The sequence below is a fragment of the Paraburkholderia sp. SUR17 genome (assembly GCF_029536165.1).
GTDB lineage: Bacteria > Pseudomonadota > Gammaproteobacteria > Burkholderiales > Burkholderiaceae > Paraburkholderia > Paraburkholderia kururiensis.
In genome coordinates this window covers 2968234-2990061 of the sequence record NZ_CP120508.1, presented here as the reverse complement: position 1 = coordinate 2990061, position 21828 = coordinate 2968234, and the positions used below count along the sequence as shown (strand labels likewise).

At 63.6% G+C, this 21828-nt stretch carries 19 protein-coding genes, 3 tRNA genes and 1 riboswitch; of the genes, 9 read left to right on the top strand and 13 right to left on the bottom strand.

The features are described from left to right. Window positions 1–42: 42 nt before the first annotated feature. From P2869_RS13210 to P2869_RS13190, 5 genes are all read left to right on the top strand, one after another. A complete protein-coding gene (locus P2869_RS13210; RefSeq protein WP_017774539.1) occupies window positions 43–966 on the top strand; it encodes a YicC/YloC family endoribonuclease in 924 nt (307 codons plus the stop codon). A 46-nt stretch (window positions 967–1012) separates the two neighbouring features. Then, a complete protein-coding gene (gmk, locus tag P2869_RS13205) occupies window positions 1013–1717 on the top strand; it encodes a guanylate kinase (RefSeq protein ID WP_017774540.1) in 705 nt (234 codons plus the stop codon). 36 nt (window positions 1718–1753) lie between these two features. Further along, entirely contained in the window at window positions 1754–1957 is a 204-nt protein-coding gene (gene rpoZ, locus P2869_RS13200; RefSeq protein WP_006999799.1) for a DNA-directed RNA polymerase subunit omega, read from the top strand. Between the two features lie 118 nt (window positions 1958–2075). After that, entirely contained in the window at window positions 2076–4442 is a 2367-nt protein-coding gene (locus P2869_RS13195) for a bifunctional (p)ppGpp synthetase/guanosine-3',5'-bis(diphosphate) 3'-pyrophosphohydrolase (RefSeq protein WP_277596721.1), read from the top strand. Between the two features lie 64 nt (window positions 4443–4506). Continuing rightward, window positions 4507–5001: a phage protein NinX family protein gene (locus P2869_RS13190; RefSeq protein ID WP_026121381.1), complete on the top strand. Its 495-nt coding sequence runs from the start codon at window positions 4507–4509 to the stop codon at window positions 4999–5001. Window positions 5002–5085: 84 nt separating this feature from the next. On the opposite strand, the gene P2869_RS13185 is transcribed toward P2869_RS13190, so the two are convergent. Next, window positions 5086–5162, bottom strand: a tRNA-Arg gene (locus tag P2869_RS13185). Window positions 5163–5233: 71 nt separating this feature from the next. Further along, window positions 5234–5310, bottom strand: a tRNA-Arg gene (locus P2869_RS13180). Window positions 5311–5424: 114 nt separating this feature from the next. Between P2869_RS13180 and greB the strand changes: the two genes are divergently transcribed. Next, window positions 5425–5985 (top strand): transcription elongation factor GreB, encoded by a 561-nt coding sequence (gene greB, locus P2869_RS13175; protein WP_017774543.1) that lies wholly within the window; start codon window positions 5425–5427, stop codon window positions 5983–5985. A 111-nt stretch (window positions 5986–6096) separates the two neighbouring features. On the opposite strand, the gene P2869_RS13170 is transcribed toward greB, so the two are convergent. Further along, window positions 6097–7230, bottom strand: a complete 1134-nt coding sequence (locus P2869_RS13170) for a porin (protein WP_114810167.1) — start codon at window positions 7228–7230, stop codon at window positions 6097–6099. 534 nt (window positions 7231–7764) lie between these two features. Next, on the bottom strand, window positions 7765–7980 hold the full coding sequence (locus P2869_RS13165; RefSeq protein WP_081601801.1) for a hypothetical protein: 216 nt from the start codon (window positions 7978–7980) through the stop codon (window positions 7765–7767). 416 nt (window positions 7981–8396) lie between these two features. Here P2869_RS13165 and P2869_RS13160 point away from each other — a divergent pair, with 416 nt between their 5' ends. Next, window positions 8397–8600 (top strand): cold-shock protein, encoded by a 204-nt coding sequence (locus tag P2869_RS13160; protein ID WP_017774545.1) that lies wholly within the window; start codon window positions 8397–8399, stop codon window positions 8598–8600. A 394-nt stretch (window positions 8601–8994) separates the two neighbouring features. Continuing rightward, window positions 8995–10155, top strand: coding sequence for an exonuclease domain-containing protein (locus tag P2869_RS13155; protein ID WP_277596720.1), 1161 nt, complete (start codon window positions 8995–8997; stop codon window positions 10153–10155). A 6-nt stretch (window positions 10156–10161) separates the two neighbouring features. On the opposite strand, the gene P2869_RS13150 is transcribed toward P2869_RS13155, so the two are convergent. The 5 genes from P2869_RS13150 to pepN form a co-directional block, all read right to left on the bottom strand. Next, window positions 10162–10722: a chorismate mutase gene (locus P2869_RS13150; protein ID WP_051062014.1), complete on the bottom strand. Its 561-nt coding sequence runs from the start codon at window positions 10720–10722 to the stop codon at window positions 10162–10164. Between the two features lie 292 nt (window positions 10723–11014). Further along, window positions 11015–11164, bottom strand: coding sequence for a hypothetical protein (locus P2869_RS13145; RefSeq protein WP_017774549.1), 150 nt, complete (start codon window positions 11162–11164; stop codon window positions 11015–11017). 650 nt (window positions 11165–11814) lie between these two features. Beyond that, a tRNA-Thr gene (locus P2869_RS13140) sits at window positions 11815–11890 on the bottom strand. A 54-nt stretch (window positions 11891–11944) separates the two neighbouring features. Then, window positions 11945–12961 (bottom strand): class 1 fructose-bisphosphatase, encoded by a 1017-nt coding sequence (locus P2869_RS13135; protein WP_017774550.1) that lies wholly within the window; start codon window positions 12959–12961, stop codon window positions 11945–11947. A 360-nt stretch (window positions 12962–13321) separates the two neighbouring features. Continuing rightward, window positions 13322–16048 carry an aminopeptidase N gene (pepN, locus tag P2869_RS13130; protein WP_277596719.1) on the bottom strand — a complete coding sequence of 909 codons (2727 nt, stop codon included), beginning with the start codon at window positions 16046–16048 and terminating at the stop codon, window positions 13322–13324. A 249-nt stretch (window positions 16049–16297) separates the two neighbouring features. Here pepN and P2869_RS13125 point away from each other — a divergent pair, with 249 nt between their 5' ends. Next, window positions 16298–17008 (top strand): DUF4136 domain-containing protein, encoded by a 711-nt coding sequence (locus P2869_RS13125; protein ID WP_277596718.1) that lies wholly within the window; start codon window positions 16298–16300, stop codon window positions 17006–17008. A 142-nt stretch (window positions 17009–17150) separates the two neighbouring features. On the opposite strand, the gene P2869_RS13120 is transcribed toward P2869_RS13125, so the two are convergent. The 4 genes from P2869_RS13120 to xdhC form a co-directional block, all read right to left on the bottom strand. Continuing rightward, entirely contained in the window at window positions 17151–17723 is a 573-nt protein-coding gene (locus P2869_RS13120; RefSeq protein WP_017774554.1) for a TMEM165/GDT1 family protein, read from the bottom strand. Window positions 17724–17779: 56 nt separating this feature from the next. Beyond that, a riboswitch (yybP-ykoY riboswitch) is annotated at window positions 17780–17923 on the bottom strand. A 157-nt stretch (window positions 17924–18080) separates the two neighbouring features. Next, window positions 18081–19436: a guanine deaminase gene (gene guaD, locus P2869_RS13115; RefSeq protein ID WP_277596717.1), complete on the bottom strand. Its 1356-nt coding sequence runs from the start codon at window positions 19434–19436 to the stop codon at window positions 18081–18083. A gap of 52 nt (window positions 19437–19488) precedes the next feature. Next, window positions 19489–20565, bottom strand: coding sequence for an adenosine deaminase (locus tag P2869_RS13110; RefSeq protein WP_277596716.1), 1077 nt, complete (start codon window positions 20563–20565; stop codon window positions 19489–19491). Window positions 20566–20632: 67 nt separating this feature from the next. Next, complete coding sequence (gene xdhC, locus P2869_RS13105; protein WP_277596715.1) at window positions 20633–21649, bottom strand: xanthine dehydrogenase accessory protein XdhC; 1017 nt, start codon at window positions 21647–21649, stop codon at window positions 20633–20635. Window positions 21650–21828 lie beyond the last annotated feature (179 nt).

Sequence of the window (21828 nt, the reverse complement as noted above, 5' to 3'; positions counted from 1 at the left end):
GCGATCCTGGCGTCGCGCATCGGCCTTTTCGCGAGGCGAACGATGATCTACAGCATGACCGGCTATGCGAGCGCGACGCGCGAACTCACCTCGGGCGAGGGTAACGGCGGCGTGAGCGTGTCTGTCGAACTGCGCACGGTGAACTCGCGCTTTCTCGACCTGAACTTTCGCATGCCTGAAGACGTGCGCGCCTGCGAGCCCACGCTGCGCGAAATGCTCATGACGAAGCTCTCGCGCGGCAAGGTCGATATCCGCATCAACCTGCAGCGCAGCGAGCAAGCCGCCAACGCCGGTGCGCTGAACCGCGATTCGCTCGAACAACTGGCCGTGCTGCAGCGCACCGTGCTCGCGGCGTTCCCCGATGCGGGGCCCCTGCGCACGGGCGAAATTCTGCGCTGGCCGGGCGTGCTCACGGAAAGCGAAATCTCGACGGATACGCTGCGCGAGGCGGTGCTCGAGTGCGGCAAACGTGCTATTGCCGATCTGATCGACGTTCGCGCCCGCGAAGGCGCGCAACTGGCCACCATGCTGCTCGGCAACGTCACCGAAATGGAAGCGATCGTCGCGCGCATCACGCCGCTCGTGCCGGAGCTGATTGCCAAGCATCAGCAGAAGATCGTCGAGCGGCTGCAGGAGGCACTGGGTATCGCGGCGGCGGACCAGCCGGCGACCATCGTGTCGCGCGAGGAAATCGCCGAGCGCATCCGCCAGGAAGTGACGATGTACGGCATCCGCATCGATATCGCGGAAGAGCTCTCGCGGCTCACCGCGCATCTGAACGAAACGCGTCACGTCATCGAGAAGGGCGGCAAGGTCGGCAAGCGGCTCGACTTCATGATGCAGGAACTGAATCGCGAGGCGAACACGCTGGGCTCGAAGGCGGCGGCCAAGGAGCTCGCGGATGCGTCGATGACGCTCAAGCTCCTCATCGAGCAGATGCGCGAACAGGTGCAAAACCTCGAGTAACAGCAGGCAGCCAACACAATCAGATATAGACGGAAGGACTTCGGCAATGACCGGACAAAGCAGCGAAAGCCCCGATTCGAGCAAGCGCCGCAACCCGTACGCGGGCGTTTATCCGGGCAATCTCTTCATGGTGGTGGCGCCCTCGGGCGCCGGCAAGTCGACGCTCGTGAACGCGCTTCTCGCAGAAGACGAAGCGATTCGTCTGTCGATCTCGTACACCACGCGTGCCCCCCGCTCGAAAGAACGCGACGGCGAGCACTATCACTTCACGACCGTCGACGACTTTCTCGCGCGCCATGCGGCCGGCGAGTTCCTCGAGAGCGCGGAGGTGCATGGCAACTACTACGCGACCTCGCGCGTGTGGATCGAAGAGCAGATGAAGATCGGCCACGATGTGCTGCTCGAAATCGACTGGCAGGGCGCGCAGCAGGTGAAGAAGCAGTTTCGCAACGCGGTGGAAATTTTCATCCTGCCGCCGTCGCTGGAAGCGCTCGAAGAGCGGCTGAAAAAGCGTGGCCAGGACGAGCCCAACGTCATCACACGGCGCCTGCTTGCAGCGGGCAGCGAGATGGCGCATGCGGCCGAAGCCGAGTACGTCGTGATCAACGAAAACTTCGATCGCGCGCTTGCCGAACTGCGTTGCCTCGTGGCTGCCACGCGGCTGCGTTTTGCGTCCCAGTACGCACGCCATACGGAGCTCTTCGTTCAGCTCGGCATTCACCTGCCTCAGCCCGGCGCATCCGGCACATAAGGTAGAATAGACACCATATCGAGAAGGAAGACCAACATGGCCCGCATCACCGTCGAAGACTGTCTCAAACAGATTCCGAACCGCTTTGAACTGGCGCTCGCCGCCACTTATCGTGCCCGTCAGCTGGCACAAGGCCATACGCCGAAGATTGAAAGCCGCGACAAGCCCACCGTGGTTGCGCTGCGCGAAATCGCGGCCGGCCAGGTCGGAATCGAAATGCTGAAGAAGGTGCCGGTATAAGGCACTCGCAGGCACTCGCGTTGATCGCACCCGCGATTGCCATTTGATTCACACCGCGTGCAGATACTCGAGCGCCACGCTGCGGCTAACCTGCGACTCACCTGATACGGAGGCGAACATGAGCACGACACCGTCGCCCGCCGCCACGGAAGTGGAACAGGAAACCGAGACGAGTTCGTCTGCACGCAACTACATCGACGCAGTCCTCGAACAGTCGTTCCGTCACCTCTTCGGACCGACTGCCACGCCGGAGCAGCCACGCAAGCACGGCGTCGTTTCCATCGCGAACCTGACGAGCGCGCTCTCCACGTATCTCGCCGCTGACGAGATCAAGGAAGTCAAGACCGCGTTCCACTTCAGCGACGAAGCTCACCTCGGTCAGTATCGCCAGAGCGGCGAACCCTACATCACCCATCCGGTTGCCGTCGCGGAAATCTGCGCCGGCTGGAAGCTCGACGCCCAAGCCATCATGGCGGCGCTTTTGCACGACGTGATGGAAGACCAGGGCGTGACCAAGGCCGAGCTCGCCGAGCGCTTCGGCGCGAAGGTGGCCGAACTGGTGGACGGCCTCTCGAAGCTGGACAAGATGGAGTTTCGCAATCGCGAGGAAGCGCAGGCGGAAAACTTCCGCAAGATGCTGCTCGCGATGGCCCGCGATGTGCGCGTGATTCTCGTGAAGCTCGCCGACCGGCTGCACAACATGCGTACGCTCGGCGCCGTGCCGATGGAAAAGCGCCGCCGCGTGGCGCGCGAAACGCTGGACATCTATGCGCCCATTGCGCACCGGCTGGGGCTGAACAATACGTATCGCGAGTTGCAGGACCTGAGCTTCGCGAACTTCAATCCGAATCGCTACGCCACGCTCGAAAAGGCCGTGAAGGCGGCTCGCGGCAACCGGCGCGAGGTGGTCAGCAAGATTCTGGAGTCGGTGCAACGCGCACTGGCCGAGGCGAAAATTTCAGCCGAAGTTACGGGCCGAGAGAAAACCATCTTCAGCATCTACAAGAAGATGCGCGACAAGCAGCTGTCGTTCTCGCAGGTGCTCGACGTGTACGGTTTTCGCGTCGTCGTGGAAACGCCGCTCGAGTGCTATACCTGCATCGGCGCACTGCATGCGCTCTACAAGCCCGTGCCCGGCAAGTTCAAAGACTACATCGCGATTCCGAAGGTGAACGGCTACCAGTCTCTGCATACGACGCTGGTGGGGCCGTTTGGCGCGCCGATCGAGTTCCAGGTGCGTACGCGCAAGATGCACGAGATCGCCGAGGCCGGCGTGGCCGCCCACTGGATGTACAAGAACGGTGGCGCCGACCTCAATGATGTGCAGAAACGCGCGCATCAGTGGCTGAAGTCGCTGCTCGACATCCAGAGCGAAGCCGGCGATTCGAGCGAGTTCCTCGAACATGTGAAGATCGACCTCTTCCCGGATGCGGTCTACGTGTTCACGCCGAAGTCGAAGATCATGGCGCTGCCGCGCGGTGCCACGGCGCTCGACTTTGCGTATTCGATCCACAGCGACCTCGGCAATCAATGCGTCGCCGTGAAGATCAACAACGAGCTGCTGCCGTTGCGCACGGAGCTCAAGAGCGGCGACATCGTCGAGGTCATCACAGCGCCGTACTCGAAGCCGAATCCGGCGTGGCTCGGTTTCGTGCGCACGGGCAAGGCCCGTTCGGCGATCCGCCACTACCTGAAGACGATGCGGCTCACGGAGTCGGTGCAACTCGGCGAGCGGCTCGTGGATCAGGCGCTCAAGGGCTACGGCTACGCCCTCGCGGACGTGACACCCGAGGTGTGGGACAAGCTCGTGCAATGGACGGGCAACAAGAACCGCCAGGAAATCTTCGCCGACATCGGTCTTGGCCGTCGCGTAGCCGCGGTGATGGCCAAGCGCATCGAGGTGCTGATGAGCGGCCACGACGCGGATGACGACGAGCATCCGCGCGGCGAAGCGGCCCATCATCCGCATGCGCCGCCCGTCGTCATCACGGGAACTGAAGGCATGTCGGTGCAACTCTCGGCGTGCTGCCGCCCGATTCCGGGCGACAACATCATGGGCTACATCGGCATCGGCCTGGGTATGGCGATTCACACGACGGATTGCCGCGTCGCGCAGCGCATTCACCGTCGCGATCCAGGCCGCTGGATCGACGTCGCCTGGGCGCCGCAACCGGGTCGCCTGTTCGATGTAGCGGTGAAGGTGCTGGTCAAGAACACCAAGGGCGTTTTCGCCCGCGTGGCGGCCGACATCACGTCCGCTGACGCGAACATCGTTCACATCGCGATGGATGAAGACCTGTCGCAGGAATCCACCTTGCTTCGCTTTGTGATCCAGGTGAGCGACCGCGTCCATCTGGCGAACGTGATGCGACGGGTGCGCACGAATCCGGATGTGATGCGGATCGCGCGAGAACGGCCGAGCGAAGAGCCTCACCATCGCCACGATGGCGGAATGCGCATCGACCGGGAGCGGGCGGACTATTGACGGTCCGGACTGCCTGGCAGGCCTGTCTCCACGCTTACCAGCCAGGTGTGGGAGGGACGACGTGATGAAGGTAGCTGACTTGACAGGCGTGGCGCTCGATTACTGGGTCGCCCGCAGCCTGCATGACTTCGTGCGGGAAATCCATTTCACCGATAGCGGCAACACGGTCGCCGTTCGCGGCACGGACCGTGGCCGCCCGTGGGATGGCCGCTTCACGCCGTCCACGTCTTGGGATGCTGCGTCGGTGGTGCTTGAACGCACGCAGCGGCTCGAAGTGCAGGAGCCTGCCCATCAACGAGGCTCCGCTCATTGCGTGGCGCAGTTCGAGGGTAGCCATCGGACGGTGGAAGGGCGGGGCGAATCGTTTCGCATCGCGCTGCTCCGCGCGTTCGTGGCGAGCCGCTTTGGCGATACCGTGGGTGATGTGATGCGGCAGGCGCAGGCGCTCATCGGGCCGCGAGCAGAGCCGATTGCCGAGCAAAGTGCGCTGTGGTCGGTGGAAGACACGCCGAGGCCGGACATGCATATCGGCGATATCGGATCGGCCCCGCGGCCCTGATAAGCCGTGGCTGGGCGCCCGGAGTGCGGTATTCGCGGATGGAGCCAAAGAAAAAGGGCCTTCCGATGGAAGGCCCTTCATAGGTGGCGCGGCTGGCAGGATTCGAACCCACGACCCCTTGGTTCGTAGCCAAGTACTCTATCCAACTGAGCTACAGCCGCACGCAAACCGGGTACTGCGGTGATGCAGTGTGAAACGAAAGGGCCTTCAGGTAGAAGGCCCTTGAAAAAGGTGGCGCGGCTGGCAGGATTCGAACCCACGACCCCTTGGTTCGTAGCCAAGTACTCTATCCAACTGAGCTACAGCCGCACGCAGAAGCGAAATTATAGCAAAGCTGCGGAAAAAGGGAAGCGTCTCGACGCGGTTTGTATCGTCCGGGCGTTCGTGTAACCTTGGGAACGATGTCTATTGCGGTTGCGGATTATGAACAAAGCCTTCGTTAAAGAGTCGAGTGAGGACAGTGACGACGATCTCGACGTCGCCCAGGCCGAAATCCCGGCAGGTGCCAAAAACTACATCACGCCAGCGGGTTACGAGCGCATGCGCAGCGAACTGCTGCATCTCATCGACGAAGAACGGCCAGATGTCGTAAAACTCGTGTCGTGGGCGGCGTCGAACGGCGACCGGTCAGAAAACGGCGATTACATCTACGGCAAGCGCCGCCTGCGGGAGATCGACCGGCGCATCCGCTTCCTGACCAAGCGCCTGGATCTTGCCGAGGTCGTGGATGCGAGCCGTCAGGAGAATCTCGATCAGGTTTTTTTCGGGGCGACGGTGGATTACGCGACGCAGGACGGCGAGGAGCATACCGTAACCATCGTCGGTATCGACGAGGTCGACCTGGATCGCGGTCACGTGAGCTGGATTTCGCCCGTGGCGAGGGCGTTGCTCAAGGCGCGCATTGGAGAGCAGGTGACGCTGCACACGCCGGCGGGACCAGAGCCCATCGATGTGCTCGACGTGAAATACCCGCCGCGGCAATAAGCGTCTTCAGACGTTCGCCGAGACTTGCAGGATGTCGCTCTTTGCGGCGCGGTGAAACGAAAAAAGGCGCCGCAAGCGGCGCCTTTTCATGCTGCAGTGCTACCTGTCGCTTTAGAAGCGGTGACGCAGACCCGCCGTCACAGCGACCTGGTTGTTCGTGCTCGAAGCAGCGCCCAGGCCGTTGATGTTGGCAGTCAGGCCCGAACCTTCGTTCACAGTCTGATACACGCCTTGCAGGTAGACGTCGGTACGCTTGGACAGCGCGTAGTCCGTCTGCAGGTTGACCTGGTTCCAGTGAGCGTGGACACCGCCGAGGCTTGCGCGCGTGTACGTGTATGCGCCAGCCAGGCTCAGTGCCGGGGTCAGAGCGTAACGAACGTTGCCTTCGAAGTTCTGGAAGTGCGCGCTGTTGCCACCGAAGCCCGTGATGCCGCTCGAGAAGCCCGAAGCTGCCGACGAGATGCTGTTGAGGCCCGTCAGGTTGGTCTGCGTGTACACGATACCTGCGGTTGCCGGGCCGAACGTGTAGTTCGCGCCTGCGCCCCACGTTTGCTGGCGCTTGGCGCCGAACGTGAAGTCATCCGACACTGCGCCGCCGGCATTACCCGTACCGGCGTTGTTCAGTTGCAGGAAAGCGGCGCCGACGTTCAGGCCGTTCCACGAGTACGAACCACCGGCGCTGTATGCACGGTTGTTCGAGAAGCCGCCAGCCTGGTTCGAGAAGCCATACAGGCCGCCGAACTTGAAGCCAGCGTAGTTCGTGCTCGTGTACTTGATCGAGTTGCTGACGCGGAACGAGTTGTTCAGGTTGTCGTTGTCGAACGGGTGCGCGAACTGCGTGCCGCCGTATTGCGTGCCGGTCAGCGCCAGCGGGCCGACGAAGTCGACCATGCTGTCATACTGGCGACCCAGCGTGACGGCGCCGAATTGATCACTCGCCAGACCCACGAAGGCTTGACGGCCGAACTCACGACCACCTTGCTTGAACGTGCCGTTGTTGATGCCGAAGCCGTTTTCCAACGTGAAGATAGCCTTCAGGCCGCCACCCAGGTCTTCCGCACCACGCAGGCCCCAGCGGCTGCCGTTGATCGACCCGCTGGTTTCTTGCCAGGCGGCGTGGCCATGCTGGTTGTTCGTGTACGTGATACCGGCGTCAATCAGGCCATACAGCGTAACGCTGCTCTGTGCGTGAGCTGCCGTAGCAAAAACGCCCGACAGGGCAGCGACCATGAGAGTCTTTTTCATCTTTGTAAACTCCGAGTACAGGATGGGTTTTGTGGAACCCAGGCTTGAAGGAAACCCATCACGCGAGCGCTGCGAGAGGCGGAATTCACGTGAAAGCGCGCAGACAAGCGAGCGCGCCGGTTTCCGGACAGGCAAAGTGTAGAGAGGCGCCTCGTCCCGGCGCATTCCGATTTCCGCAATAAAGTATTACTCTGCGAGAAATTATGTCGAAATGTGACTGGATGCCTTGCTGGAAAAGGCTTTGAGGTTGATTCGCCGTCTGGGCGACAGCGTGTCAATTGCGAGGCGTTGTGCGATTACGACACAACTCAGGAGGAAGCAACAATGCAAAAATTGGTAAAAATCAGATTGTTGCAGTATGAGGAATAGATGGTTGTGTAGTGTGCTGTTAATTGGTTCTAGTGCGGCCAGTTATACTGGCGCCACTGCTTTTCGAAGCAGACTTTTTCGTTGACGAAAAAGATCTCCAAACCTTTGTCAGCGCGGCTTCCGCCGCGCTTTTTTTTGGCCTTTACTATCGCGTGGCCTACGGCCCTATTGCTTGGCCAATATTCCAGTCGGCTCCGGCTGAAATGCCGCAACGACGCTCCAATCTTCCATGACGTAGTGGCGTGCGTCCATAGGGGCTGACAGCAAGTTCTGCCAGTGGTCGCCATGCCATGTAGAGTCCAGCAGGGCTGACGACGATGGTGTGGACGCGACGGGCCGAACAAGTGATGCGGCGAGATGAAAGAGTTTGCTCAGCAGCATGGCCCTCTCCCTGAGTAAGGCGCAATTAATAGCTCCCATGTTGAGTTGAAGGGAGGCGCCGAACAACCGGTGGAAACACTTACGATTGACATGTTTTGTTACAAATCGGCAAGTATTTCCTGCCCTGTTCGCCAAATGCGTAATTAATGCTGATTTGCGTCCGTTGGATGCTGCCGGATGGCAGTTTTTTCGCACTCGTTTTATGCATGTTGCCTCTGTTCTGCCGGGTGCGAATCTATTCTCTAAAATTCTCTTGACGCTTCATTGGACCGCCATTATAAAAGCATGGCTGATTTTCGACGTGCGACCGGTCTGTGGAACATTCACCGCACTCTTTCCGCGATGACGGAATACCGCTTCGTTTTTCGGCGTATGGGCTTGGCCCGCTTTTTTAAAATTTTGAGGGAAACTGCAACATGGAAACCGGTATCGTCAAATGGTTCAACGATGCTAAGGGGTTTGGCTTCATCACGTCGGACGCAGGCGGTGAAGATCTGTTCGCGCACTTTTCGGAGATCCGCGCCGACGGCTTCAAATCGCTGAAGGAGAACCAGCGCGTCTCGTTCGACGTCAAGGTCGGCCCGAAGGGCAAGCAGGCGGCGAACATCCAGCCGCTGTAAGTCCGCGCGCCCCTGTGGCGCCAAAGTGTCGTCGAGCCCCGGCATCTCAACCGGGGCTTTTTATTTTTACTTGACAGCAATGTCGATTCAAATTCGCCATTGAATGTCGCCAGGCTGCGTATTCGAATAATCGGGTTAACCCGGAGATAATCGCGCCCGTTGAATGGAGTATCGGCCGTCTGGGTAATGTGGCCGCATTACGGTCCACCTAAATTGTGCGCATCGCGTGTTGACGAAGACGCCACCTTATCGACCGGTATTGGAACTCGCGCGCGTTAAAAAAGCGTCCCAGACGGTACATGCAATATCCGCGTAGACCGCTGACTCCGTTATGTTGCACCACGAACTGGTGCATACTTTGGCCCACGCCGCGCGCTCCACCGTAACATTTGCCATGTCCGAACTCTCTTCGCCGTCCGTTCCCGTCATCGATCTGCCCATCGTTTTCGTCGACCTCGAGACAACCGGGGGTTCGGTTGGGGTCGATCGCATCACCGAGGTTGGCGTAGTGGAGGTCGGGGCGGGTGGTGTGACGCGCTGGAGCACGCTCGTCGATCCCGCCCGGCCCATCCCCGCGTTCATTCAGCAACTCACGGGCATCAGCGACGCCATGGTTCGCGGTGCGCCCACCTTCGAGGACATTGCGCCATCGCTCTTCGAACGGCTTGCGGGCAAGCTGTTCGTCGCCCACAACGCCAGTTTCGATCGCGGATTTCTGCGGGCGGAGTTCCAGCGGGTCGGCCTGGCGTTCAATCCCGACGTACTGTGCACGGTTCGCCTGTCGCGCGCGCTGTTTCCGGCTGAAAAGCGCCATGGGCTCGATGCACTCGTCGAGCGGCATGCGCTTGTGCCGGCGGATCGGCACCGCGCGCTAGCGGACGCCGATCTGCTCTGGCAGTTCTGGGGCCGCCTTCACACGCTCGTGCCGGCGGACACCCTGCGCATGCAGATTGACCGCACGACACGACGCTATCGGCTCGCGGGCGAAATTACGGACGACCTGATCGAGCGCGCGCCGGCCGGATGCGGAGCGTACGTGTTTTACGGCGAAGCGGGCGAGCCGCTCTACGTCGGACGCAGTGTGCGGGTGCGCCAGCGTATTCGCGCACATCTTTCCGGCGAACGACGATCGTCCCGCGAATTGCGCATGGCGCAGCAGGTACGCCGCGTCGAATGGCGCGCAACCGGCGGCGAATTGGGTGCGCTGCTGGTCGAGGCTCAGTGGATCGGCAGTCTGCGGCCCGCGTTCAACCGCGTGCCGCGCGTTTCAAAAAACGACCCCGTCGACGCGCCGTGGCCGTTCGACAGCGCGGTGGCATTCGAAGAGCAAGACGCGGCCGGGGACGTGCGCGCCTTCCACGTGGTCGACCGCTGGCGCTACATCGGGCACGCACCTTCGCTGGACGAGGCGGCCGCGCTTGCCGCTGCAGCTGCTCCAGGGGCGTTCGAGCTTCCCACTTACCGAATTCTCCAGACTCACCTCGCTCGCGGCCTGCGAGCGCTTCCGCTCGCGGGGCTCGCGACAGCCGGCGAACAGATGAGCGCGGCTGTCTGAGTCGTCTCAGGCGACGCCGCCCACGCCGCCCGACGCGCATACGTGCTGGAGCGCCTTTGTGAGCGCTTCAGCGCGCGCCGCGTCGTACCGCGTGAGCGATTTCCAGTTGGCGATGCCGCGGGCGACGCGCGTCGGACAATCCGACGCACTCCGCACCGGCTGAACGCGCGCAAGGCCGGCAATGAGCGACTGTGTTAGCTGATCGAGCCGGGGCCGAGTGCTGGTTGCCAGATCGGGCGCCGGGCCCTCGGGCGGGCGCGTCGCCCGCCAGTTCTCGAACAACGCGTTTTGCACGATCTTGCTGGCTTCGATCTGATCCTGAAAGAACGCGCGTGCGTAGGCGGGATCGACGTTTGCTGCCGTGGCCCGTTTTTCGACATCGGCGAGCAAGGCGGCTTCTCGCGGTGCATCAGTGATCGATTGATGATGGGCCCACTTCCACCGTGCAACCGGCTCGGCAAGCGACAGCCGTTCGGAGGCGAGAGCAATCAGGTTGGTGAGGGCCGTATCGTCGCCGTCCGCATGGACGGTTCGAGGGAGGGCGAATGTCGCGATGAGCGCGACCACGACGGAAGACGCGGCGAGGCGAAAGGAGAACGTCATCGGGAAAGGGCCCGCGGAGGGCCGAAGCGGAAAAATCGCAGGATAGACGATGTGCCGCGCAGGTGTTGGCGACGCCGGCAACCCTGGTTAAGGCTGGTACTGCGTAGGGGCATCCCTTCCCAGGCAGGAGGAAAACCGTCAGGCGAGTGCGGTCAGGCGGCGTGGAAGGCCGCCGCGCGATTGGCGATGCGCGCGCGTAAAAACACCCGCCGCATCATTGGTGCAGCGTCGCGCGGAATGGCCTTCAGCCGTCGCGTCATTTCGGTTCGTGCGCCTTGCGTTGCTCTTCGAAAAAAGCGCGTACGTGTTCAGGCAACTCAGCCCCGAGGAACTCGACGCCTGCGGGCTCCGGATCCGGGCTGAACACCTTGTCCGGGGTCGGAATCGTCGGCGGTTTGGCATCCATGATCTTTCTCCTGTATAGGCCGATTATCAGCCTCGGCTCTTCGTTTGCGCCAGTGACCCGGCGCGGCGCAATGTTTCTGGCTGCGCTTTTGTTGCTTTAACGGCACAAGGCCGCAGTATTTAAAGCATTGGGAATAAAATTTTCTGGTTGCGTCTAATTCATCACGTCGCGTTCATCGGCACTGTTCGGTACCCGGCACTTACTTCCGTCAGTTGATGAGCGAGTCGGTCACTTCTTCCTCTCTTCCTCGGCGTGGCCGCGCCCGTTTGTGGGTCAGCCTCATCGACCTTCCTGCCGGCCGTTCTTTCTCAACGACTGATCTGCGTGTTGCGTTGACGCTTCGCGCCTGAAATGGTCTGTTCCGGCTGCGCGAAGGAATGAACGTGCGAGCGGGGCCTTTATCGCGCACATTCGTTAAACCGGTTTAAATCATTTTGCTAGAGATAAATCGCCTGTCTTGGGAAATGGCTCAGACTGAAGCGAAACGCTTGGCAATGGGGCAGACGAGGCGGGTGAAGCAGAACAGGTCGGGGCGTTGTGCGCAGACTGTGTAAGTGAGGATGCTGCTGGGGAGAGGCGCGCGGCCGAGCGGCCGCGCAAATGAAAAACCCGCATGGTCTTTCGACGATGCGGGTTTCTCGAATGATGCTTGGTGCCGGAAAGAGGAATCGAACCCCCGACCTTCGCATTACGAATGCGCTGCTCTACCGTCTGAGCTATTCCGGCATCAGGAGAAACGCGATTATAGGGACTTCTTCATTGGCTTGGCAAGACCCCTGCTCACTTTTTTGCTTCGAGGTGATAGCGCGTCACGCGATCCACCTCGTTCTTCGACCCGAGGAACACGGCCACGCGCTCGTGCAGGCTCGTCGGCTGGATGTCGAGAATGCGCTGTTCGCCGTTGGTGGCCGCGCCGCCGGCCTGTTCGACGATGAACGCCATGGGGTTCGCTTCGTACATCAGGCGTAGTTTGCCGGGACGGTCGGGCGTGCGCTTGTCCGCGGGGTACATGAAGACGCCGCCCCGGTTCAGGATGCGATGCACGTCGGACACCATCGAGGCGATCCAGCGCATATTGAAGTCGTGTTGCCGCGGGCCTTCGCTACCGGCGTTCAGCTCACCGATGTAGCGTTGCACCGGCTCGTACCAATGGCGCGCGTTCGACGCGTTGATCGCGTATTCGCGCGTTTCCACCGGGATGCGCATGTCGCTCTGCGTGAGCACCCAGGAACCGAGCTCGCGGTCCAGCGTGAAGCAGTTCACGCCGTTGCCCGTGGTGAGCACCAGCACGGTCTGCGGACCGTACACCGCGTAGCCCGCCGCAACCTGGCGCGTGCCGGGCTGGAGGAACGACTGCTCCGTAGCCAGTTGACCGTCCGGGCAGCGCAGTACGGAGAAGATCGTGCCGATCGACACGTTCACGTCGATGTTCGACGAGCCGTCGAGCGGATCGAACACCAGCAGGTACTCGCCCTTCGGATAGTTGGCCGGAATCGGGAAGAACGTCTCCATTTCCTCGGACGCCATCGCGGCCAGGTTGCCGCCCCATTCATTGGCGTCGAGCAGAATTTCGTTGGAGAGGATGTCGAGCTTCTTCTGCACCTCGCCCTGCACGTTCTCGCTGCCGGCCGAGCCGAGCGCGTCGCCCAGCGCGCCTTTGCTGACGTGATAGCTGATCGCCTTGCAGGCCCGCGCGACGACTTCGATCAACAGGCGCAGGTCGGCGGGCAGATTGTTGTTCTCCCGCTGCTGCTCGATCAGGTACTTCGTGAGAGTGGTACGACGTTGCAAGGACATTGCTGTGCTCCGGGGATGCCAGTGAATACCCCGAATTCTAACCGCTCACCTCCGCCGGGCTTGGCACTTCTTTCGCGCCCGGCAACGTGGCGATGCAGCGTCGGCTTGCAATCGGCAGGTGGATGGCCACCGTGAGCCCGAACGTGCGCGGCTTCGGTTCGATGCCAGCCGCCGTCGCATGACGCGCTGTGGCCTCAGCGTCTGCCCTTCGATGCATCACGGGTAACGGCGAGGCCACGGGCGCGACCGACGTCGAGGCCGACGTCAGGACTGCGGCCCGCAGCAGCGACGCATGCGGGCACGAATACACGCATGCCGCCGCGGGCCGCTCTCGCTTCAAAGCCTCAGAGCTTCACAACCTCAGGCGAGGGCTTTCTCTACGATCTCGCGCACGTCGCGCGACTTCGCCTGCGCTGCTACTTTCTCGAGCGCAGCGCGCATCTTCTCGCGCAGCGCGGGCGTGAAGCGGCGCCACAGTTCGAGCGCACGGGCAAGGCGCGCCGCGACTTGCGGGTTGAGCGCGTCGAGGGCAATCACCTGCTCGGCCCAGAACGCGTAGCCGGAGCCGTCGGGCGCGTGGAACTGCGCCGGGTTGCCCGAGCAGAAGCTGAAAATCAGCGAGCGCGCGCGATTCGGGTTCTTGAGGTTGAACGCGCGATGCGCCATCAGCGTGCGCACCGTCTCGATTACCGGCCGCGCCTTGGTGCCGCGCTGCGTCGCCTGCAGGGCGAACCACTTGTCGATGACGAGCGGCTCGTTTTCGAAGCGGCGGTAGAAGTCGTCGAGCGGCTCGTCGGCCCAGGCGCCGCCTGCTGTCGCCGCGGCATTGAGCAGCGTGCCGAGCGCGGCGGCGCGATCCGTCATGTTGTTCGCCGCGTCGTATTGCGCGCCCGCGAGGCGCACCGCCTCGGCCGGTTCTTCGAGTTCCGCCAGGTACGAGAGCGCGAGATTCTTCAACGCGCGACGGCCCGCAGCCTCGGGCGTGGCCTGATAGGCGCCCGGCGTGCGGTGACGCTCGTAGATGGCGAGCCAGTCGGCCTTCAGCGCCTGCGCAAGGCGCCGGCGGACGAACTGGCGCGCCGTGTGTACCGCAGCCGGATTCGACTCGGCCATCTGCTCGGCGAGATACGCTTCCGACGGCAGCATCAGCGCGAGCTCGCGGAACGCGGGCGAGAGCGTCTCGTCGTTGAGCACGCGGCCGAACGCGGCCACCACGGCGTCGTCGAGCGTAAGCGGTGCGTCGCTGGCGGCGCGTGCGGCGAGCGCCAGCAGCTCGCGCGTGGCGAGGCGCTGGCCGGCTTCCCAGCGGTTGAACGGATCGCTGTCGTGTGCCAGCAGGAACGCGAGTTCGTCGTTGCTGTAGTCGTACTCGACGATCACCGGCGCCGAGAAGTTACGCAGCAGCGAGGGCAGAGGCTTCGCGGCGACGTCCTCGAACGTGAAGGTTTGCGCGGTTTCGGTGAGATCGAGCACGCGCGTCGTGCCGCGCGCCTGCGTTTCGCCCTCGAGGCGCAGCGGCAAATCTTGACCGTCCGGTCCGATCAGGCCGATCGCGAACGGAATCAGCAGCGGTCCCTTTTGCGTTTCGCGCGCGGCGGGCGACGCCTCGCCGTAGCCCTGGGCGAGCGTCACGACATAGCGGCGCGAGGCTTCGTCGTAGCGCGTTTGCACCGTCACGCGCGGCGTGCCGGCCTGGCTGTACCAGCGCTCGTATTGGGCGAGGTCGCGGCCGTTGGCGTCCGCCATTGCGTGGCGGAAGTCATCGCAGGTCACGGCCTGGCCGTCGTGCCGCTTGAAGTACAGGTCCATGCCCTTGCGAAAGCCTTCGCGGCCGAAGAGCGTCTGGTACATCCGCACGACTTCCGCGCCTTTCTCGTAGACGGTCATCGTGTAGAAGTTGTTGATCTCGACGTAGCTTTCGGGGCGCACCGGGTGCGCCATCGGGCCGGCGTCTTCGGCGAACTGCATCTGACGCAGCACGCGCACGTCTTCGATGCGCTTCGTTGCGCGCGCCGCGGCGCCGCCGCCGTTATCAGCGCTGTTGTTCAGACTACCGGCTTCCATGTCCGCGGAAAACTCCTGGTCGCGAAACACCGTCAGCCCTTCCTTCAGGCTCAGCTGGAACCAGTCGCGGCAGGTCACGCGGTTGCCGGTCCAGTTATGGAAGTACTCGTGGCCCACCACGGCTTCGATGTTGGCGAAGTCGGTGTCCGTCGCGGTCTCGGGGTTCGCCAGCACGTATTTCGTGTTGAAGATGTTGAGCCCCTTGTTCTCCATCGCGCCCATGTTGAAGTCGCCCACGGCGACGATCATGAAGCGGTCCAGATCCAGTTCGAGCCCGAAGCGCGCTTCGTCCCAGCGAATGGCGTGGATCAGCGAATCCATGGCGTGACGCGTCTTCGGCAGGTCGTGCGGTTCCACCCAGACCTGCAGCAGTTTTTCCTTGCCCGAGCCCGTGCGGATGCGCTCTTCGAGCGCCACGAGCTTGCCCGCCACCAGCGCGAAGAGGTAGCTTGGCTTGCGGAACGGATCTTCCCAGCGCGCAAAGTGCCGACCATCGGGCAGATCGCCTTCCTCCACGAGGTTGCCGTTCGAGAGCAGCACCGGGTAGGCGGCCTTGTCGGCGCGCAGCGTGACCGTGTAGGTGGACATCACGTCGGGACGGTCGAGGAACCACGTGATGCGGCGAAAGCCTTCCGCTTCGCACTGCGTGAAGAAGTTGCCGCTGGACACGTACAGGCCCGAGAGCGTGGTGTTTGCCGAGGGATTGCAGATGCCGACGAGCGTGAGTTCGAACGCATCGGGCACGTTCTCCACGGTGAGCCCGTGTTCGTGCACGCGCACGGCGGCGTAAGCCTCGCCGTCGAGCGCGGCGCTCACGAATTCGAGCGCTTCGCCCATCAGCTCGAGATGCGGCGCGCGGCCGGACGAACCGGCGGCGTCGGGGTTGCGGCGCACGACCAGGGTGCTCTTGACGGTAGTGCGTTCGGCGACCAGCTCGAATTCGAGCGCGACGGTGTCGATCAGAAAGGCGGGGGGCGCGTAGTCGGCGCGGCGGATGACGGCGGGCGTGGCGGTATCGGACATGGCGTATGAGGTAGGAACGGGGGAGCCGCATCCGGAGAGCGGGCGGCGGGCCATGAGCCTTGGGCCTGCGCCTTTCTCGCCCGGATGGCGGGCGCGTCGGGCCATTGTACAAAGCCTTGCGCAAGGCGTGCACGGCGAACTTTTGGCGGGCGGCGCGGGTCAGCGTATCATCGGGCCGCCGTCGGCTTTGACCCGCAACGTCCGTACCGCGGCGCCCGTACCGCCGCATCTGCACCAATAAGGAAGACCATGAAGTTCGACCAATGGACGCGCCGCGCGCTGCTGATGCTGGCCACGCTCGCCGTGACGCTCCCGGGATGCACGACCTACGTGACGACGCAGGTGACGGCGTTTTCCGACTGGAGCGGCAGCGACGCCACGCGCACCTACGCGTTCACGCGCACCGCACAGCAGCAAAACAGCATCGAACAGCGTACCTACGAAGGGCTGGTTGCGAACGAACTGGAGACGTACGCGTTCCGCCAGACGCCTGTGGACCGCGCGCGTTATCTCGTGGCGCTGACCTACGGCAGTCACACCGACCAGATGACGGTCGCCCAGCCGGTCTACTACAACTACAACCCGTGGCCGGGACCGTTCTGGCGTCCGTACGATCCGTGGGGGCCGCTGGGTCCGTTCCCGCCCACCTACGTGAATCAGACCTACGCGGTATTCACGCATTCGCTCGGCATCCGGATCACCGAGCGTGCGACGGGCAAGGAGGTCTATAACGTGACGGCGCGCAACGCAGGCGACGAGCCCTCGCTGGTTCGCGCGATGCCGTATCTGGTGCGCAGCGCGCTTGCCGATTTTCCGTTGTCCAACGGCGCGGTGCGTACGGTGAAGCTGCCGGTGGACCGGCATGGCGGGGTGGCATCGAACGAGGTGCCTGTTGAGCCTGCTGGGCCTGCGGCACCGGCAGGAGCGTCCGCGCCGGCGGCGGCGAAGAATCCGCAGTAAAGAGCGCGCTGAAAACGCCGCTCCAAACCGCAGCGGCGCCCGTCGTCATTTTCATCTTATGCTGGCGGGCACGGCCATCCGGCCTGCCCGCCTTATGTGGCCCGCGTGCTTACGTTGTGGCACGGGCCACACAGCCTTCCTGTCAAATCCCCACGCCCAGCAGCGCCAGCACGCCCAGCACCACGAACAGCACGGCGGCGATGCCGTGCACGAGCTTCGTCGGCAGTCGGTGAGCGAAGCGGTCGCCGAGCAGGATGGCCGGCACGTTGGCGATCATCATGCCGAACGTCGTGCCCGCCACCACGCCGAAGAAGTCGTGGAAACGCGCCGCAAGGGCCACCGTCGCGATCTGGGTCTTGTCGCCCATCTCCGCGAGAAAGAAGGTGAGGACCGTGGTGCCGAACACGCCCAGATGCGAGCGCGTCAGGTGGGTTTCGTTTTCGTCGAGCTTGTCGGGCACGAGAATCCACAGGCCCATCACGACGAACGAGAGCGCGAGCGCCCAGCGCATCACGGAAGGCGTCAGGAGCGTGCCGAGCCACGCACCGAGTGCGCCCGCGCCGGCATGGTTGATGAGGGTGGCGGCCAGCACGCCGAGGATGATCGGCATGGGCTTGCGGTAGCGTGCCGCGAGGACGAGCGAAAGCAGTTGCGTCTTGTCGCCGATTTCGGCGAGAGCGACCGCACCGGTCGAAATCAGAAAGGCTTGTTCCACGTTTTGATGATCCCCGGGCCGAGATGTGTGCGAGCGACGACCCACGGCTCGCCGGGCCCTGTGACGGCGGCGGTGGGTCATCGGTCTCGCCAGGCCAGAGGCTGTGTCCGCCATGGCCGCGCGGGCCAAGTCTGTTGACGGACACCCCCGCTCGCGTACGCAGATACGGAACGAGGCGGCTACTCCCCAATGAGCGGCGGAGTATAGCAGCAATCGCGGCGGCAAAACCCGAATTGCCCGAATCGCTGTATGGGCGGCGCGGAAATTGCGTCGCCAGCAGCCTTCCCCGCCGCTTCGAGGCGTGCTTCGTCTCGTCTACCCGTGCCGGTTCCGCACCGAATCCAGCGAAGTCAGCGGTCAGTGCGTAGCCTGAAGCGCTGCCGGCCTGGCCCCGGCGCCGATCGCCGCCCCGCGCCGTCCGTCGCGCCGATGCACGCACTGGCCGGCGGCATAGGTGGCGAAGACCGCGCGGTCGTCGCCGAGCAGCGCGAACGCGAACAGCAGTTCTTCGAGCGACTCGGCACGTGCCGTGCGTCGCGCGAGCAGCGGCGTCGCCTGCGGGTCGAGTACGACGAAATCCGCCTCGGCGCCAGGCGCGAGCGTGCCGACCTTGTCCGCCAGGTCGAGCGCCGCTGCCGCCCCCGCTGTTGCGAGCCAGAACATGCGTGTGGCCGTGAGATGGTGGCCCGTGAGGCGCGCCACCTTGTGGGCCTCGTTCATGGTCTGAAGCATGGAGAACGACGTGCCGCCGCCCACGTCCGTGGCGAGCGCTACGGGCATGCCCGCCTGGCCGGCCTTCTCGAAATCGAACAGGCCGCTACCGAGGAAAAGGTTCGACGTCGGGCAGTGCGATGCCAGGGAGCCGGTCTGCGCCATCCGCGCACGGTCTTCGTCGTCGAGATGGATGCAGTGGCCGTACACGGCGCGCCGGCGCAGCAGCCCATAGTGATCGTAGACGGCGAGGTAGCTGCGATGACCGGGAAACAGCTCGGCTACCCACTTCACTTCGTCGAGATTCTCGGCCACGTGGCTCTGGATAAAGACGTCGGGGTGGCGCTTCGCGAGCTCGCCGCACGCCGTGAGCTGCGCTTCGGTGGACGTCGGTGCAAAGCGCGGCGTGAGCGCATAGAGTTGCCGCCCGCGGCCGTGCCAGCGTGCGATGAGTTCCGCGCTGTCGTCGTAGCCCGATTGCGCGGTGTCCTGCAGGAACTCGGGGCAGTGGCGATCCATCAGCACCTTGCCCGCCACCATGCGCAGATTGCGCGCCTCGCTTTCGGCAAAGAACGCATCGGCCGACTGCTTGTGCACCGTGCAGTAAACGAGCGCCGTCGTCGTGCCGCAGGCGAGCAGTTCGTCGATGAAAAAGCGCGCTGTCTCGCGGGCAACGGCCTCTTCGGCGAAGCGTCGTTCGGTGGGGAACGTGTACGTCTCGAGCCAGGGCAGCAGGCCCGGCGCCGGCGACGCGATCATGTCCGTTTGCGGATAGTGGATGTGCGTGTCGATGAAGCCGGGCACGATCAGCTTGTCGCGCATTTCGTGCACCTGTGCGCCGGGCGCGAGCCGCGAGACGAGCGCCGCGTGCGCGCCCGCCGCCACGACGCGGCCGTCTTCGACGATCACGAGGCCGTCTTCGTCGAATACCGCCGCGCTGGACGATTGCGCGGGGTCGCCGGTGAAGGTCAGCAGTTGCGCGCGGTAAGCCGATTGAGTCATGGGTACGACGTCTCCTGAATCCTGAAGAGAGAGGTGTGCTGTTGTTGTGTTGTTATGAGCCGCTCGCGCCCACGCTACCGCCGCGCTCACCGTGCCCGCCGTGCCAGTAAGCGTCGAGCTTCGCGATCAGTGCAGCGCGTTCCTCGGGCGTCACGAACGAGGCCTCGAAGCTGTTGCGCACGATCGTGTACACCTCGGCGTCGTCGAGCTTCAGCGCCTCGATGGTGGCGAGATAGTTGTCGTTGACGTAGCCGCCGAAGTAGGCCGGGTCGTCCGAGTTGACGGTGACGGCCACGCCGCGATCGAGCAGGTCTTTGAGCGTGTGCTTCGTCATGTCGTCGAACACACAGAGCTTCACGTTCGAAAGCGGGCACACCGTGAGCGCGATGCGCGTGTCCGCGAGGCGTGCCACGAGCGCCGGGTCTTCGATGCTGCGCACACCGTGATCCACGCGGTCTACCTTGAGCAGATCGAGCGCTTCGTACACGTACGAAGGCGGCCCTTCCTCGCCCGCGTGCGCCACGAGCTTGAGGCCTTTGGCGCGCGCCTTCGCGAACACGCGCTCGAACTTCGACGGCGGATGACCGCGCTCGGACGAATCGAGGCCCACGCCGATCAGCCGGTGACGGTACTGCTCAAAGAGCGGCAGCGCCGCGTCGAAGGTGGCGAGCGCGTCTTCCTCCGGGAGGTGGCGCAGAAAGCAGAGGATCAGCTTGCTCGACAGGCCACGCTTTTCCGCGTCCGCGAGCGCGCGGTCGATACCGGCCACCACCGTGGCAATCGGCACGCCGCGTTCGGTGTGCGTCTGCGGATCGAAGAATATTTCGGTATGCACGACGTTGTCGGCGAGCGCACGCTCCACGTAGGCGGCGGTCATGTCGTAGAAGTCCTGCTCCGTGAGCAGCACGCTCGCGCCGGCGTAGTAGATATCGAGGAACGATTGCAGATTCGTGAACGCGTAGGCCGCGCGCAATGCCTCGATGGAGTCGTACGCGAGCTTCACGCCGTTGCGCTGCGCGAGGCGAAAGATCAGCTCGGGTTCGAGCGAACCTTCGATATGGATGTGCAGTTCGGCTTTCGGTGCGCCGGCGGCTTTTTGTACGAGAGAGGCGGGGACGGAACTATTCATGTCGAGATCGAATTATTTTCAGTGCCTGGGGTAAAGAATGACGTGTGGGGTGCGCGCCCCGCGGTATTCACGCGGGCTCGCGCGTATGCACGTTTGCTTCCACGGCCTGCAGCAATTGCGCAGCCGCCGAGATCGCGATCACTTCGGGCGCTTTATCGACGATGCCTTCCACGCCGATCGGGCACTTCATGCGCGCAATCTGCATCGGATCGATGCCGCGCGCCGCGAGCTGATGCTCGAACTGCTTGCGCTTCGTATGCGAGCCGATCATGCCGAAGAACGCGTAATCGCCGCGGCGCAGGATGCGTTCCGCGAGCACGAGATCACGCGCGTGGTCGTGCGTCATCACGATGAAGTACGTGCCGGCGGCCGCGGTATCGACGGCTTCGTCGGGCGCGTCGCCCGGCTCCATGACGACGTTCGGCGCGCCGTAGGTGGCGAAGACATCGGGTGTGGGGAACGCGGCTTCGCGGCGGTCGATCCAGCGCACGCGGCAGGGCAGCGTGCCGAGCACGCGCACGAGCGCGTGGCCCACGTGCGAGGCGCCGAACAGCAGCACCTCGAATTCGTTGGGCGCGATGGTTTCGGTCAGCAGCGCGCCGTCGTTGCCAAAGCCCGCGCCTTCCCAGAGCAGGCAGTCGGAGCCGTGCACGCCGGGCTCGGGATCGGAGAGCATCACGGCGTCCGGCGCGGGACCGAACGATACACTGCGAACGGTCGAAGCGCCGGCAGCTAACCGCTTGGCAAGCGAGGCGAGCCAGCCCAGGTCGCCGATGTCGAGCCGTTCGAACGCGAGCACCACCGAGCCGCCGCAGCACTGCCCGAGACTCGGGCCGAGGGCGAGACGTTCGAGCCGCCGCGCGTGCGGCGTGCGCATGCCGTCACGCAGCACCTGGCGGGCGATCTCGATGGCTTTCCATTCCAGGTGCCCGCCGCCGATGGTGTGTCGCGCGCTGTCGCGCGTGACGATCATTTTTGTGCCGGCATCGCGCGGCACCGAGCCTTCCACGCGCGCGACCGTGACCAGCACGGCGGCGTCGCCGTGCGCCAGCAGGTGTTGCAGATCGGTGAGCCAGGCATGCATCCGGCTTTCTCCAGCTGGGCCGCACGAACGCTTGCGGGAGCGCACGGGCGGCGGATTGATCGTTTCAGTTTCTACGTTTCACTGGAATCGTAGGGCCTGAAGGCGCGCGAACGTTCAGTACATCTTCGCGTATCGATCAGGTTCGTGGTGGCAAGTGCGCGGGGCGTGGGCCGGCGGTT